At 62.5% G+C, this 13,777-nt stretch carries 14 protein-coding genes; 7 read left to right on the forward strand and 7 right to left on the reverse strand.

The genetic code is table 11. The annotated features are described in order from the left end of the window. Nucleotides 1-4 precede the first annotated feature (4 nt). The 7 genes from HU722_RS18145 to HU722_RS18175 form a co-directional block, all read right to left on the reverse strand. Nucleotides 5-886: a branched-chain amino acid ABC transporter permease gene (locus HU722_RS18145; protein WP_065890752.1), complete on the reverse strand. Its 882-nt coding sequence runs from the start codon at nucleotides 884-886 to the stop codon at nucleotides 5-7. Beyond that, a complete protein-coding gene (locus tag HU722_RS18150; RefSeq protein WP_065910984.1) occupies nucleotides 886-1,656 on the reverse strand; it encodes an ABC transporter ATP-binding protein in 771 nt (256 codons plus the stop codon). The genes HU722_RS18145 and HU722_RS18150 overlap by 1 nt, the downstream gene beginning before the upstream one ends. Beyond that, a complete protein-coding gene (locus HU722_RS18155) occupies nucleotides 1,653-2,555 on the reverse strand; it encodes an AMP-binding protein (RefSeq protein ID WP_065890751.1) in 903 nt (300 codons plus the stop codon). The genes HU722_RS18150 and HU722_RS18155 overlap by 4 nt, the downstream gene beginning before the upstream one ends. 132 nt (nucleotides 2,556-2,687) lie before the next feature. Further along, entirely contained in the window at nucleotides 2,688-4,118 is a 1,431-nt protein-coding gene (locus HU722_RS18160) for an LLM class flavin-dependent oxidoreductase (RefSeq protein WP_065873439.1), read from the reverse strand. Further along, nucleotides 4,118-4,444 (reverse strand): acyl-CoA dehydrogenase, encoded by a 327-nt coding sequence (locus tag HU722_RS18165; protein WP_065873440.1) that lies wholly within the window; start codon nucleotides 4,442-4,444, stop codon nucleotides 4,118-4,120. Before HU722_RS18165 ends, HU722_RS18160 begins: the two co-directional genes overlap by 1 nt. A gap of 12 nt (nucleotides 4,445-4,456) precedes the next feature. Then, on the reverse strand, nucleotides 4,457-5,653 hold the full coding sequence (locus HU722_RS18170) for an SfnB family sulfur acquisition oxidoreductase (RefSeq protein ID WP_065890750.1): 1,197 nt from the start codon (nucleotides 5,651-5,653) through the stop codon (nucleotides 4,457-4,459). 154 nt (nucleotides 5,654-5,807) lie between these two features. Next, nucleotides 5,808-6,371 (reverse strand): helix-turn-helix domain-containing protein, encoded by a 564-nt coding sequence (locus tag HU722_RS18175; protein ID WP_065873442.1) that lies wholly within the window; start codon nucleotides 6,369-6,371, stop codon nucleotides 5,808-5,810. Nucleotides 6,372-6,425: 54 nt separating this feature from the next. Between HU722_RS18175 and HU722_RS18180 the strand changes: the two genes are divergently transcribed. The 7 genes from HU722_RS18180 to HU722_RS18210 all read left to right on the forward strand — a co-directional run bounded on the left by HU722_RS18180 (nucleotide 6,426) and on the right by HU722_RS18210 (nucleotide 13,638). After that, nucleotides 6,426-7,394 carry a DMT family transporter gene (locus tag HU722_RS18180; protein ID WP_371905586.1) on the forward strand — a complete coding sequence of 323 codons (969 nt, stop codon included), beginning with the start codon at nucleotides 6,426-6,428 and terminating at the stop codon, nucleotides 7,392-7,394. A gap of 204 nt (nucleotides 7,395-7,598) precedes the next feature. Continuing rightward, entirely contained in the window at nucleotides 7,599-10,520 is a 2,922-nt protein-coding gene (locus HU722_RS18185) for a monovalent cation/H+ antiporter subunit A (RefSeq protein ID WP_065890749.1), read from the forward strand. Beyond that, entirely contained in the window at nucleotides 10,520-10,864 is a 345-nt protein-coding gene (locus tag HU722_RS18190) for a Na+/H+ antiporter subunit C (protein WP_003192163.1), read from the forward strand. Before HU722_RS18185 ends, HU722_RS18190 begins: the two co-directional genes overlap by 1 nt. After that, nucleotides 10,861-12,543 (forward strand): monovalent cation/H+ antiporter subunit D, encoded by a 1,683-nt coding sequence (locus HU722_RS18195; protein ID WP_065890748.1) that lies wholly within the window; start codon nucleotides 10,861-10,863, stop codon nucleotides 12,541-12,543. The genes HU722_RS18190 and HU722_RS18195 overlap by 4 nt, the downstream gene beginning before the upstream one ends. Next, the gene (locus HU722_RS18200; RefSeq protein ID WP_065881838.1) at nucleotides 12,540-13,028 is read left to right on the forward strand and encodes a Na+/H+ antiporter subunit E; all 489 of its coding nucleotides are present in this window, start codon (nucleotides 12,540-12,542) and stop codon (nucleotides 13,026-13,028) included. The genes HU722_RS18195 and HU722_RS18200 overlap by 4 nt, the downstream gene beginning before the upstream one ends. Continuing rightward, nucleotides 13,025-13,303 (forward strand): K+/H+ antiporter subunit F, encoded by a 279-nt coding sequence (locus tag HU722_RS18205; RefSeq protein ID WP_003211751.1) that lies wholly within the window; start codon nucleotides 13,025-13,027, stop codon nucleotides 13,301-13,303. The genes HU722_RS18200 and HU722_RS18205 overlap by 4 nt, the downstream gene beginning before the upstream one ends. Beyond that, on the forward strand, nucleotides 13,300-13,638 hold the full coding sequence (locus HU722_RS18210; protein WP_065881836.1) for a Na+/H+ antiporter subunit G: 339 nt from the start codon (nucleotides 13,300-13,302) through the stop codon (nucleotides 13,636-13,638). Before HU722_RS18205 ends, HU722_RS18210 begins: the two co-directional genes overlap by 4 nt. The last annotated feature ends 139 nt before the right edge of the window (nucleotides 13,639-13,777 follow it).

Below are 13,777 nucleotides of genomic sequence, written 5' to 3' on the forward strand. Positions count from 1 at the left end.
GGTTTCAGACTCGCTCGATGGCGCGCTCGCCAAACAGGCCGGCGGGACGGATATACAGGAAGGCCAGGGCCAATACGTAGGCGAACCACGGCGTGATGCCGCCGCCGATCAGCGGGCCGATGTAGACCTCGGCGAGGTTCTCCGCCGCGCCGACAATCAGCCCGCCGACAATCGCCCCGCCAATCGAGGTAAAACCGCCAATGATCAACACTGGCAGGGCCTTGAGCACCACCAGCGACAGCGAAAACTGCACACCCTGGCGCGCGCCCCACAGCAGCCCGGCGATCAACCCGACAATCCCGGCCACGGCCCAAACGATCTGCCAGATGCGGTTAAGGTTGATGCCGATGGACAGCGCCGCCGTGGTGTCATCCGCCACCGCACGCAGCGACACGCCGATGCGGGTTTTGTTGAACAGCAGCGCCAATACCGTCACCAGCACCACAGCGCCAGCGGCGGCGATCAGGTCGAACTGGCTGAGCATCAGCGGGCCAACGAACAGCGGCACGTCGTCGATGCCCAGGTCCAGCGCGCGCACTTGCGAGCCCATCAAGCCTTGGGCCAGGCCTTCGATGATGAACGACAAGCCCAGCGTCGCCATGAACAGCGTGATCTGCGAGCGGTTCACCAGCGGCCGCAGCACCAGGCGCTCAATCAGCAAGGCGCCGACGATCATCACGATCACCGTGAGCAGCAATGCCAGGGCAAACGGCACGCCCTGCTCATGCAGGCTGACAAAGGTCAGCGCCGCAAACAGCAGCATTGAGCCCTGGGCGAAATTGAACACGCCGCTGGCTTTGTAGATCAGCACGAAGCCGATAGCGACCAGCGAATACAGGGTGCCGGCGAGCAGGCCGCCGAGCAGGGTTTCAAGGAAGAACGTCATCAGTGCACCGCTCCCAGGTAAGCCGCGATCACTTCGGGATTGGCCTGCACTTCGGCGGGCGTGCCGTCGCCGACCTTGCGCCCGTAGTCGAGCACCACCACATGGTCGGACAGGCCCATGACCACGCCCATGTCGTGTTCGATCAACACCACGGTGGTGCCGAGGTCCCGGTTGACGTCGGCGACGAAGCGCGCCATTTCGTGTTTTTCCTCGGCGTTCATCCCGGCCATGGGTTCGTCGAGCAGCAACAGGCTGGGGCCGGCGATCAGCGCCCGGCCCAGCTCCACGCGTTTTTGCAGGCCGTAGGACAGGTTGCCGACCAATACATCGCGATGGGCTTGCAGTTCGAGAAATTCGAGGATGCCTTGGGCACGCAGCCGGAACGCTTCGGCTTCTCGCCGCACGCGGGGCAGCCCTAAAGCCTGCTCAATAACGCTGCTGCGCATATGCCGCGACAGGCCGGTGAGGATGTTGTCGAGCACGCTCATCTTCTTGAACAGCGCGTTGTTCTGGAAGGTGCGGCCAATGCCCCGCCGCGCGGCACCCAACGGATCGATGCGGTGGAAGTGCTGGTCTTCAAAAACAATCTCGCCGGCATCGAAGCGATAAACGCCATTGAGCACGTTGAGCAACGAGCTTTTACCGGCACCGTTGGGCCCGATCAGCGCGCAGATCTCGCCGCGCACTACGTCGAACGACAACGCATTGATCGCCTTGACGCCCTTGAACGACAGCGAGATATCCCGCACCTGGAGGATGGCTTGGCTCATGCGATGTCCCGTTTGAATTCATCCAGCCACGTCGGCTCGGCTGTGGATTTGAGGGGTTGCCAGATATAGGCCAGGCGCTGGAAGCCGAGCAGTTTGCGCACACGGTTTTTCAGCAGGCGACGCAGGCCACTTTGCGGGTGGGCGATGGCCCAGTCGCACAAGCGCCGACGCCAGGTCCCGTGGGGCGCGAGGCGGCTTTCAATCTCGTCGGCCAGGTACTGCAAACGTATGGGCGACAACAGCAAGCCGGTGGGCGCAATTTCACTGCGATCACGCCGCGCCGAGGCCTGGCTTTCCGGGAAGGCCAGGCCGTGACCGGTGTTGAGCCATTGCTCCAGCACCACGACCAGGCCCCCCTGCCAATGGGTGCCCTCTTCGCTCCACAGCGCGGCCTCGTCGGTGGCTTGCCACCACCGCGTAAGGTGCTGGGCCGGTTCGACCGGACCGAGCAGTTGGGTGAAATCCACTGGGTTGGCGGACTGCCAATGCCGCAGGTGTTGGCGGCCCGGCGCATAAGAATGGGTGGGGTGGATGCGCCACAGGTGTTGCTGCAGCGCCTCGGGCTCCAGGTCATCGTCCAGGGTCAAGACCTGCCCGCCGATGGCCTGCGCCGCGAGCGCCAGCAGCAGCAGGTTCGGCTCGAAAGACCCGCTGAGCGCCAGCCGCGACTGCTCGCTGAAACCCCGCTGGCGCAGGCCGTCGGCCAGGCGCTCCACGTCACGTAATGCATCGATCCAGCGCCAGGCATACCACTGGCCCTGGCGTTTGTGGCGCAGGGCGGTGTGCAACGGTGTGATCTGCGCCCAGTGATGCAGTTGTTCGAGCGCCTTGGGCAGGTTGCCGAGCAGTTCGGCGGGCCATTCCAGGGTCAGCGGGCGTTTGAGTTCGTGCACGCTCATAGGCAGATGCTCCTATTGGGTGGTTAAGCGTGCGGTGGTCCGCTGGCTGAAATAGATCAAACAATGAAGATCAAAATGTGGAAGCGGGCTTGCTCGCGAATGCGGTAGGTCAGTCAACATCAATGCTGAATGTCAGTCCGCTTTCGCGAGCAAGTCGAGTCGTCGCACCGCCGCTCCCACATTCGTTTTGTGTACACCCGATAGATTGCGGTAGCCGGCGCCAGGGTGGTTCGCTCCGAGTCGTGGGCCGTCGCCGAACAGCTTCTCGCGCAACGTCCCTTGGGCATATTCGGTCTTATACACACCGCGCCTCTGCAACTCCGGCACCAGCAGGTCGACGGCGTCGATGAAGGTTTCGTGGGTCAGTGCATACGCCAGGTTGAAGCCGTCCACATCGGTTTCTTCGACCCATTCCTGCAGCAAGTCCGCCACGGTTTCCGGGCTGCCGACAAACAACGGGCCAAAGCCGCCGATGCCAACCCAATCAGCCAGTTCGTTCGGCGTCCAGACCTTGTCTGGGTCCGCCGTGGAAAATGCTTCCACCGCCGACTGAATCGCGTTGGTGTGCACATGCTTGAGCGGCTCATCCGGCTTGAACTGGCTGAAGTCGATACCGGTCCAGCCGGAGATCAGCGCCATCGCGCCCTCGTAGCTGACATAGGATTTGTAGTCGTCGAACTTGGCTTTTGCCTGTGCGTCCGTCTCGCCGACGATCACCGTCTGCAGGTTGAAGATCAGGATTTTCTTCGGATCACGCCCGGCTTCGGCGGCACGGCGACGGATATCGGCGACGGTCTTTTTCAGCAGCACTTTGGACGGCGCAGCCACAAATACACATTCCGCCTGTTCGGCGGCGAACTGCTTGCCACGGCTCGACGCACCCGCCTGGTACAGCACCGGCGTGCGCTGCGGCGAGGGTTCACACAGGTGAATGCCGGGCACCTGGAAGTGTTTGCCCACGTGGCGGATCTCGTGGATCTTGCTCGGGTCGCTGAATATCCGCCGCTCGCGGTCGCGCAGCACCGCGCCCTCCTCCCAACTGCCTTCCCAAAGCTTGTAGCAAACCTCGAGGTATTCCTCGGCATAGTCGTAGCGCGCGTCGTGTTCGGTCTGGGCTTTCTGGCCGAGGTTCTTGGCGCCGCTTTCCAGGTAAGAGGTGACGATGTTCCAGCCGATCCGGCCCTTGGTCAGGTGATCAAGTGTGGAGAGACGCCGGGCGAACGGATAAGGATGCTCGAACGACAACGAGGCGGTCAGGCCAAAACCCAAGTGTTCAGTGACCAGCGCCATCGGCGCGATCAGCGACAACGGGTCGTTGACCGGCACCTGGGTAGCCTGGCGAATCGCTGCGTCGCCATTGCCGTTGTACACGTCATAAATGCCCAACACGTCGGCGATAAACAGGCCGTCGAACTTGCCGCGCTCAAGGATTTTGGCGAGGTCGGTCCAGTATTCCAGGTCCTTGTACTGCCACGAGCGATCACGCGGATGCGCCCACAGGCCGGGGGATTGGTGGCCGACGCAGTTCATGTCGAAGGCATTCAAGCGGATTTCACGGGCCATCAAAGCACTCCGTTGAGGTGGTAGTTGCCAACGATTTGGTATTTGAGGCGCAACGGATCATCGAGTGTCGACGGCAGTGCGGTGCGATGGCCGGTGAGTTCAAACTCGGCGTTGCTGGCGGCAATCAGGGCTTCGGCAGCGGCGATCTGCGCTTCGGTGGCGGCAACCGGGCTCGGGTGAGTGTCGGCACGCTCCAGCAACGCGGCGGCGACATCGACGCGGATCTGCAAATCGCCGAAGCGGCTGATCACGTACGGGTCATCGCTTGTCTCGACGTGGTGGCGGGTAGTTTCAAGCAGTTGGCGCGCAAGATTCAGTACGGTCATAGGTCAGGCTCCTCAGTTCCAGGCGTGACGCGCAGGTTTCACGCCGTTGAGCACGAAGTTACCGATCAGGTGGTATTTCCAGCGGACCGGGTCATGCAGGGTGTGGGTGCGCGCGTTGCGCCAGAAGCGGTCAAGGTTGTGCTTGCCGGTGACCGAACGGGTTCCGGCCAGTTCGAAAAGCTTGCTGCTGGCGAGCAAGGCGGTTTCGGCCGACAGCACTTTGGCCTGGGCGACCACCAGCGAGGCGTGGGCCACGCTGTCTTCGCTGGGTTCGGCGAGTGCTTGGTCGACCGCCTTGCCGGCCTTGGCGAGAATCGCTTCGGTGCCGTGCACACGCCATTCGAGGTCGCCGATGGCGGCGATGGTGAACGGGTCTTGCCAGCCGTGATCCTGCTGGCTGTCGATCCACGGGCGCGCCTGGCGTGCGTAGATCTTGGCGTGTTCGAGAGCGCCCAGGGCAATGCCGGTGTCGACGGCGGCCTGGATAATCTGCGAGATCGGGCCGTTGGCGGTGGGCGTGTCGAAGGCCTGGTGGGCGGGGATCACCGCACTGCGCGGCACGGTGACGCGGTCGAGGGTCACACCGCCGCTGGCCGTGGTGCGCTGGCCGAAACCGTCCCAACTGTCGATCACGCTAAGACCCGGCGCATCACGTTCGACGAAGGCGATGAAGGCTTGATCGTTTTCGTTGTTGCCAACGGTGGGCACGATGTGGGCGAACAATGCACCGGTGCAGTAGAACTTCTCGCCATTGATTTGCGCGGTGTCGCCATGGAAGCGAATCTGCGTGTCAAAGGTGCCGGCATTTTTGCTCTTCGCTTCGGAGAAGGCGTTGCCGAAACGGTAGCCGGCCAGGACTTTGCCGAAATAATGACGCTTTTGTTCCTCGGTCGCGGTTTGCAGCAGGATGTCGACCACGCCCAGGTGGTTCTGTGGGATCTGGCCCAGTGAAGGGTCCGCGGCGGAAATCAGTTTGATCACCTCGGCCACGGTCACATAGGACACCTCGGCGCCGCCGTAGGCCTTGGGAATGGTGATGCCCCACAGGCCACTGGCTGAAAACGCGTCGAGCTCAGCGATGGGCAGGCGACGCTCGCGGTCGCGCTCGCTGGCGTCGACGGCAAACCGTGCGGCCAGGCGCGTGGCAACCTCGATGGCTTCCGCGTCCGAGCGGATGATATGGGCAGGGTGTTGAGGGTGGGCAGACATGGGCCGACTCCAGGCTCCGATGGGATGCTGGAGTGATTGCAGGAGTCGTGCCTGAATTTAATCGCCAATAAAATCAGCGACTTGCTGTTAAATCAGCGCAGTAGAGCGCGTTTCAAACCAGCAAAGTGTGCATCTACTGTTGCCGGGCGAACAGTTAGATCACCACGGTCCGCACAAAGCACACCGCCACGTCACCCTCGTTGCGATAGCCGTGGGATTGGCGGCTGGCGAACATATAGAACTCACCCGCCACGACGTGTTTTTCTTCGTCGTCGAGGATCAGGGTCAGTGCGCCCTCATACACGAACAGCTGCACGCTCCAGCCATCCGGATCGGGCTCGGGACTGTAGCGATCACCGGGTTCCAGGCGCATCTCCCACAATTCCACTTCGCGCCGGGCATTGGCTTTGGCCAGTAGCACCGCCTTGCTGCCCGGAATCTCACCGGCCCACGCCAGCTCATTGATGCGGCTGTGGTCGGGCGCGTCCGGCGCCTGGATGAGGTCGCTGAAGGCCACGTTTAACGCTTCGGCCACGCGGTCGAGGGTGGACAGGCTGACATTCTTCTCCCCCGCCTCGATCGCCACCAGCATGCGCCGGCTGACCCCGGATTTTTCCGAAAGCGCGGTCTGGCTGAGGTCGGCGGCGTGGCGCAGGCGACGAACGTTCTGGCTGACGTGCTGCAGGACCGAGGCCCGTTGTGGATTTTCTTTGTGCACTATATTGCTCAATGGGTGGGTGTGCGCAGTATACTGCCCAGCGTGCGGCGCATTGTGCGTGCCGCGTTCTCACTGTGCAAGATCAGAGCCGCCATGACTACCTCGACCGCGTCCCCGCGTTTCAATCGCTTCAGCAAAGCCGAATGCATCCTGGTGGTGATCACCATGATCTGGGGCGGCACGTTTTTGCTGGTGCAGCACGCGATGACCGTCAGCGGGCCGATGTTTTTCGTAGGCCTGCGCTTTGCCGCTGCGGCCATTGTGGTGGGCTGCTTTTCCTTGCGTACCCTGCGTGACTTGACCTTGTTCGAATTGAAGGCCGGTGTGTTTATTGGGGTGGCGATTATGTTTGGCTACGGCCTGCAGACCATCGGTTTGCAGACCATCCTGAGCAGCCAGTCGGCGTTTATCACCGCGCTCTATGTGCCATTCGTGCCACTGCTGCAATGGCTGGTGCTGGGCCGTCGCCCGGGGTTGATGCCGAGCATTGGCATCATGCTGGCGTTTGCCGGCTTGATGCTGCTGACGGGGCCGGCGGGGGCCTCGCTGAATTTCAGTCCCGGTGAAATCGCTACGCTCATCGGCGCCATCGCCATTGCGGCGGAAATCATCCTGATCAGTGCATTCGCGGGGCAAGTGGATGTGCGCCGGGTGACGGTTGTGCAACTGGCCACCGCTTCGCTGCTGTCGTTCCTGATGGTGGTGCCGATGGGCGAAGCGCTGCCGGGGTTTTCGTGGCTACTGCTGTTCAGCGCGGTGGGCCTGGGCTTGACCAGTGCGGTGATTCAGGTCGCGATGAATTGGGCGCAGCAGAGTGTTTCGCCAACGCGGGCGACGTTGATCTATGCCGGTGAGCCGGTGTGGGCGGGCGTGGTGGGGCGGATTGCCGGAGAACGCTTCCCGCCGATTGCGATGCTGGGGGCCGTGTTGATTGTGGCGGCGGTGATTGTGAGTGAGATGAAGACCAAGGGGCAGAAGGCCCTTGAATTGCGGGATGCTCGGGAACAGGAACAGCAGGGGTAAAGCCGAACCCTGTGGTGACTGGGAAATCGCTATCGCGGGCAAGCCCGGCTCCCACAGGGGTAAGCACTTCAAAGCCCACTCCCTCGAAACAATGCGTTATGGGAGTTTTCGGCCTACTTTGTAGGATCCTTACACATCTTGCCGTTTGGTGATCGCGAAAGCGGCACGTATGATGCATCCCAAACTCCCGCAGATTAGAAGCCTATGTCCCTGATAGTTCTACTGCTTCTGCCTTTTATTGGCAGCTGTCTGGCGGCCTTGCTGCCGCACAATGCACGTAACACCGAATCCCTGCTGGCCGGCCTGGTGGCGCTGGTTGGCACCATTCAAGTCGCCCTGCTCTACCCCCAGATCGCCCACGGTGGCGTGATCCGCGAAGAATTCATGTGGTTGCCCAGCCTTGGGCTGAACTTCGTGCTGCGCATGGATGGGTTTGCCTGGCTGTTCTCGATGCTGGTGCTCGGCATCGGCTCGCTGGTGTCGCTGTATGCGCGTTACTACATGTCGCCGGATGATCCGGTGCCGCGCTTCTTCGCGTTTTTCCTGGCCTTCATGGGCGCCATGCTCGGGCTGGTGATTTCCGGCAACCTGATCCAGATCGTGTTTTTCTGGGAACTGACCAGCCTGTTCTCGTTCCTGCTGATCGGCTATTGGCACCACCGTGCCGATGCCAGGCGCGGCGCGTATATGGCGCTGATGGTCACCGGCGCCGGCGGCTTGTGCCTGCTGGCGGGCGTTATGTTGCTGGGGCATATCGTCGGCAGCTATGACCTGGACCTGGTATTGGCGGCGGGCGATCAGATTCGCGCGCATTCGCTGTACCCGGTCATGCTGGCCCTGGTGTTGATCGGTGCCCTGAGCAAAAGCGCGCAGTTCCCGTTCCACTTCTGGCTGCCCCACGCGATGGCGGCTCCCACGCCGGTGTCGGCGTACCTGCATTCGGCGACGATGGTGAAAGCCGGCGTGTTCCTGCTGGCCCGCCTGTGGCCGTCGCTGTCCGGCAGCGAAGAATGGTTCTATATCGTCGGCGGCGCCGGCGCCCTCACCCTCCTCCTCGGCGCTTACTGCGCCATGTTCCAGAATGATCTCAAGGGCCTGCTGGCCTACTCCACCATCAGCCACCTCGGGCTGATCACCTTATTGCTGGGCCTTAACAGCCCGCTGGCCGCCGTCGCGGCGGTGTTCCATATTCTCAATCATGCGACCTTCAAGGCGTCGCTGTTCATGGCGGCGGGCATCATCGACCACGAAAGCGGCACGCGGGATATCCGCAAGCTCAGCGGGCTGGTGCGATTGATCCCGTTTACCGCGACCCTGGCGATGGTGGCCAGTGCGTCCATGGCCGGCGTGCCGTTACTCAATGGCTTCCTGTCCAAAGAGATGTTCTTCGCCGAAACCGTCTTTATCTCCTCGACTCAATGGGTGGAATTCGCCCTGCCGTTGATCGCGACCATCGCCGGTACGTTCAGCGTGGCCTATGCCCTGCGCTTTACCGTGGATGTGTTCTTCGGCCCGACCGCGACAGACCTGCCGCACATCCCTCACGAGCCGCCGCGCTGGATGCGCGCCCCGGTTGAGCTGCTGGTGTTTACTTGCCTGCTGGTGGGGATTTTCCCGGCCCAGGTCGTCGGCTCTATCCTCGCTGCCGCCGCCTTGCCCGTGGTGGGCGGTGTGCTGCCGGAGTACAGCCTCGCGATCTGGCACGGCTGGAACGCGCCGATGATCATGAGCCTGGTGGCCATGTCCGGGGGGGTGGTGCTTTACCTGCTACTGCGCAAGCAACTCAAGTTGGGCCGCTTCAAATACCCGCCCGTCATCAGCTACTTCAATGGCAAGCGCGGCTTTGAGCGCTGCCTGGTGGTGATGATGCGCGGCGTGCGCAAGATCGAAAAACGCATCAGCACCAAGCGCCTGCAGACCCAGCTGTTTCTGCTGGTGCTGGTGGCGGTCATCGGCGGCATGATCCCGATGATCAACAGTGGCCTCAGTTGGGGCGACCGGCCGAAAATCCCGGGCTCCATCGTGTTTGTGACCCTGTGGCTGCTGGCGATCGCCTGCGCCCTCGGTGCCGCCTGGCAAGCCAAGTATCACCGGCTGGCGGCCCTGACCATGGTCAGCGTGTGCGGCCTGATGACCTGCGTCACCTTTGTGTGGTTCTCGGCGCCGGACCTGGCGTTGACCCAACTGGTGGTCGAAGTGGTCACCACGGTGCTGATCCTGCTGGGGCTGCGCTGGTTGCCACGGCGGATCGAAGAAGTGTCGCCACTGCCCAGTTCGCTGCGCAAGGCACGCATCCGTCGTCTGCGTGACTTCCTATTGTCCACCGTTGTCGGCGGCGGCATGGCATTGCTGTCCTATGCGATGCTGACGCGCCAGACGCCCAACGATATCTCCTCGTTCTACCTGAGCCGCGCCCTGCCCGAAGGCGGCGGCAGCAATGTGGTCAATGTGATGCTGGTGGACTTCCGTGGCTTCGATACCCTCGGCGAAATCACTGTGCTCGGCGCCGTGGCGCTGACCGTGTACGCCCTGCTGCGGCGCTTCCGCCCGTCCAGGGAAAGCATGCAGCTGCCCGCGCAACAGCGCCAACTCGCGCCGGACGTGGCCACCGACCTGGTCAACCCGCGCCAGGCCAGCGATACCGCCCTGGGCTTCATGATGGTGCCGGCGGTGCTGGTGCGCCTGCTATTGCCGATTGCGCTGGTGGTGTCGTTCTACCTGTTCATGCGCGGCCATAACCAGCCGGGCGGCGGGTTTGTCGCCGGGTTGGTGATGTCGGTGGCGTTTATCCTGCAATACATGGTCGCCGGAACGCAGTGGGTGGAGGCGCAGATGAGCCTGCGGCCGATGCGCTGGATGGGCTTCGGCCTGCTCGCCGCGACCTTGACGGGCCTGGGCGCATTGTTTGCCGGGTACCCGTTCCTCACCACGCACACCTGGCATTTCAGCCTGCCGGTGCTGGGCGATATTCATGTCGCCAGCGCGCTGTTCTTCGACGTCGGCGTGTACGCCATGGTCGTCGGTTCGACGCTGCTGATGCTCACTGCCCTCGGTCACCAGTCGGTGCGAGCGCATAAACCGAGCAACCAGGCCAAGGTCGTTGCTGCAACAGAAGGAGCCGCCTGATGGAAGAAGTCATCGCAATTGCCATTGGAGTCCTGGCCGCTTCCGGCGTCTGGCTGATCCTGCGGCCACGGACGTTCCAGGTGGTGATGGGCCTGTGCCTGCTGTCGTATGGGGTCAACCTGTTCATTTTCAGCATGGGCAGCCTGTTTATCGGTAAAGAGCCGATCATCAAGGACGGCGTGCCGCAGGACCTGCTCAACTACACCGACCCGCTGCCCCAGGCGCTGGTGCTCACGGCGATCGTGATCAGCTTCGCCATGACCGCGCTGTTTCTGGTGGTGCTGCTGGCCTCGCGTGGCCTGACCGGTACTGACCATGTTGACGGCCGGGAGCCCAAGGAATGAATTGGGTCAACCAACTGATCGTCGCACCGATCCTGCTGCCATTGCTCACCGCCGCGCTGATGCTGATGCTGGGTGAAAAACGTCGCCCGCTGAAGGCGCAGATCAACCTGGTGTCGAGCATGCTTGGCCTGGGCGTTGCCATTCTGCTGCTGTACTGGACGCAAAAAGGCGGCCCCGGCTCGATCGGCGTGTACCTGCCGGGCAACTGGCAAGTGCCGTTTGGCATCGTGCTGGTGGTGGACCAACTGTCGGCGCTGATGCTGGTGCTCACCGGGATCATCGGCGTGAGCGCGCTGCTGTTCGCCATGGCCCGCTGGGACCGTGCGGGCACCAGTTTCCATGCACTGTTCCAGATCCAGATGATGGGGTTGTATGGTGCGTTTCTCACCGCCGACCTGTTCAACCTGTTCGTGTTCTTCGAAGTGTTGCTGGCGGCGTCTTACGGTTTGATGCTGCACGGTTCCGGCCGCGCGCGGGTGTCGTCGGGGCTGCATTACATCGCAATCAACCTGCTGGCGTCGTCGCTGTTTCTGATTGGCGCGGCGATGATCTATGGCGTCACCGGCACGCTGAACTTCGCCGACCTGGCGCTGAAAATCCCGCTGGTGCCGGAAGCCGATCGCGGCCTGCTGCATGCCGGTGCGGCGATCCTCGCCACCGCGTTCCTGGCCAAGGCCGGCATGTGGCCGCTGAACTTCTGGCTGGCCCCGGCCTACTCCTCGGCCAGTGCGCCGGTGGCGGCGATGTTTGCGATCATGACCAAGGTTGGCGTGTACACCGTGCTGCGCCTGTGGACCCTGCTGTTCTCCGGCCAGGCCGGTGCGTCAGCGCTGTTTGGCGGCGACTGGCTGGTGTATGGCGGCATGGCGACCATCATCTGCGCGGCGCTGGCGATGGTGGCGGCGCAGCGTCTAGAGCGCATGGCCAGCCTGAGCATTCTGGTGTCAGCCGGCATTCTGCTGTCGGCGGTAGGCTTCGCCCAGCCGAGCCTGACTGCTGGCGCGCTGTTCTATCTGGTCAGCTCCACCTTGGCGTTAAGCGCGCTGTTCCTGCTGGCTGAGCTGATCGAGCGTTCGCGTTCGGCCAACGATTTGCCGCTGGACGAAGAAATCGATGCGCTGCCCAAGGCCATGGAATCCCTGCATCCGCGCCCCGGCGTCAACCTGGATGATGAGCAGAAAGCCGTCGTCGGCCAGGTGATTCCGTGGACCATGGCGTTCCTCGGCTTGAGTTTTGTCGCCTGCGCGCTGCTGATTATCGGCATGCCGCCGTTGTCCGGGTTTATCGGCAAGCTCAGCTTGTTGAGTGCGCTGGTCAATCCGCTGGGCCTGGGCGTCAGTGTCGACGAGCCAATCCGTCCCGCTGCCTGGGGCCTTGTGGCGCTGTTGATCCTCTCCGGCCTGGCTTCGCTGATCGCCTTTGCGCGCCTGGGCATCCAGCGCTTCTGGACCCCCGAAGAGCGCCCCTCACCGCTGCTGCGTCGCTACGAGTGCGTGCCGATCTTCTTTCTGCTCGGCCTTAGCATCCTGCTGACCTTCAAGGCCGAACCGCTGATGCGCTACACCCAGGCCACCGCCGCCAGCCTGAACAACCCGGAACGCTACGTGATGGCCGTCATGGCAACACGTCCCGTCCCCAGCCCTGAAGCCAAGACCGCCGCGTTGGAGGTGCAGCCATGAAGCGCCTGTTCCCTGCCCCGTGGCTGTCCCTGGCCCTGTGGCTGTTGTGGCTGGTGCTGAACGTGTCACTCAGCGCTGGCAACCTGCTGCTGGGTGCCGCACTGGGCTTTCTTGCACCGCTGTTGATGGCACCGCTGCGCCCGCTGCCGATTCGCATCCGCCGCCCGGGTGTGATCATTCGCCTGTTTTTCCGGGTGGGTCGCGATGTAATCATCTCCAACCTGCAAGTGGCCTGGGGCGTATTGATCTGTGGTTCACGCCCGCCGCGTTCGCGCTTTATCAAGATCCCCCTGGACCTGCGCGACGCCAACGGCCTGGCCGCGCTGTCGATGATCACCACGGTGGTGCCCGGCACCATCTGGTCGGAACTGGCGCTGGACCGCAGCATCCTCCTGCTGCACGTGTTTGACCTCGAGGACGAAGCGTCGTTTATCGAGCACTTCAAGACCACCTACGAGCGGCCCCTGATGGAGATCTTCGAATGAGCGCCCTGCTCTCCAACGCGATCCTGTTCAGCCTGTTCCTGTTCTCCCTGGCCATGGTGCTGACCCTGGTGCGCCTGTTCAAAGGCCCGTCGGCACAAGACCGGGTATTGGCGCTGGACTACCTGTACATCCTGGCCATGCTAATGATGCTGGTGCTGGGCATTCGTTATGCCAGTGACACCTACTTTGAAGCGGCGCTGCTGATTGCGCTGTTTGGCTTCGTGGGCTCGTTTGCCCTGGCGAAATTCCTGCTGCGTGGGGAGGTGATTGAATGATGCCGTTATGGATGGAAGCGGTGGTCGCGGTGCTGCTGGTGTTGAGCAGTGTGTTTGCATTGATTGGCGCGATTGGATTACTGCGGATGAAGGACTTTTTTCAACGCATGCACCCACCGGCACTGGCTTCGACATTAGGCGCGTGGTGTGTAGCATTGGCGTCGATTATCTACTTTTCGGTGCTCAAATCCGGGCCGGTGTTGCACGGGTGGTTGATTCCGATTTTGTTGTCGATCACGGTGCCGGTGACCACATTGCTATTGGCCCGCACCGGACTGTTCCGCAAGCGCATGGCCGGTGACGACGTCCCCGCCGAGGTCAGCAGCCGCCGCTGATCCCTCAAGTGGGCAGCGTAAAAATGTGGGAGCTGGCTGGCCTGCGATTGCGGTGGGTCAGTCAACATTTTCGGTGACTGACACGCCCTCATCGCAGGCAAGCCAGCTCCCACATTTGAATGGGTGCCAGGCGCGAGAT

The organism is Pseudomonas tritici, assembly GCF_014268275.3.
Taxonomy (GTDB): Bacteria; Pseudomonadota; Gammaproteobacteria; order Pseudomonadales; family Pseudomonadaceae; genus Aquipseudomonas; species Aquipseudomonas tritici.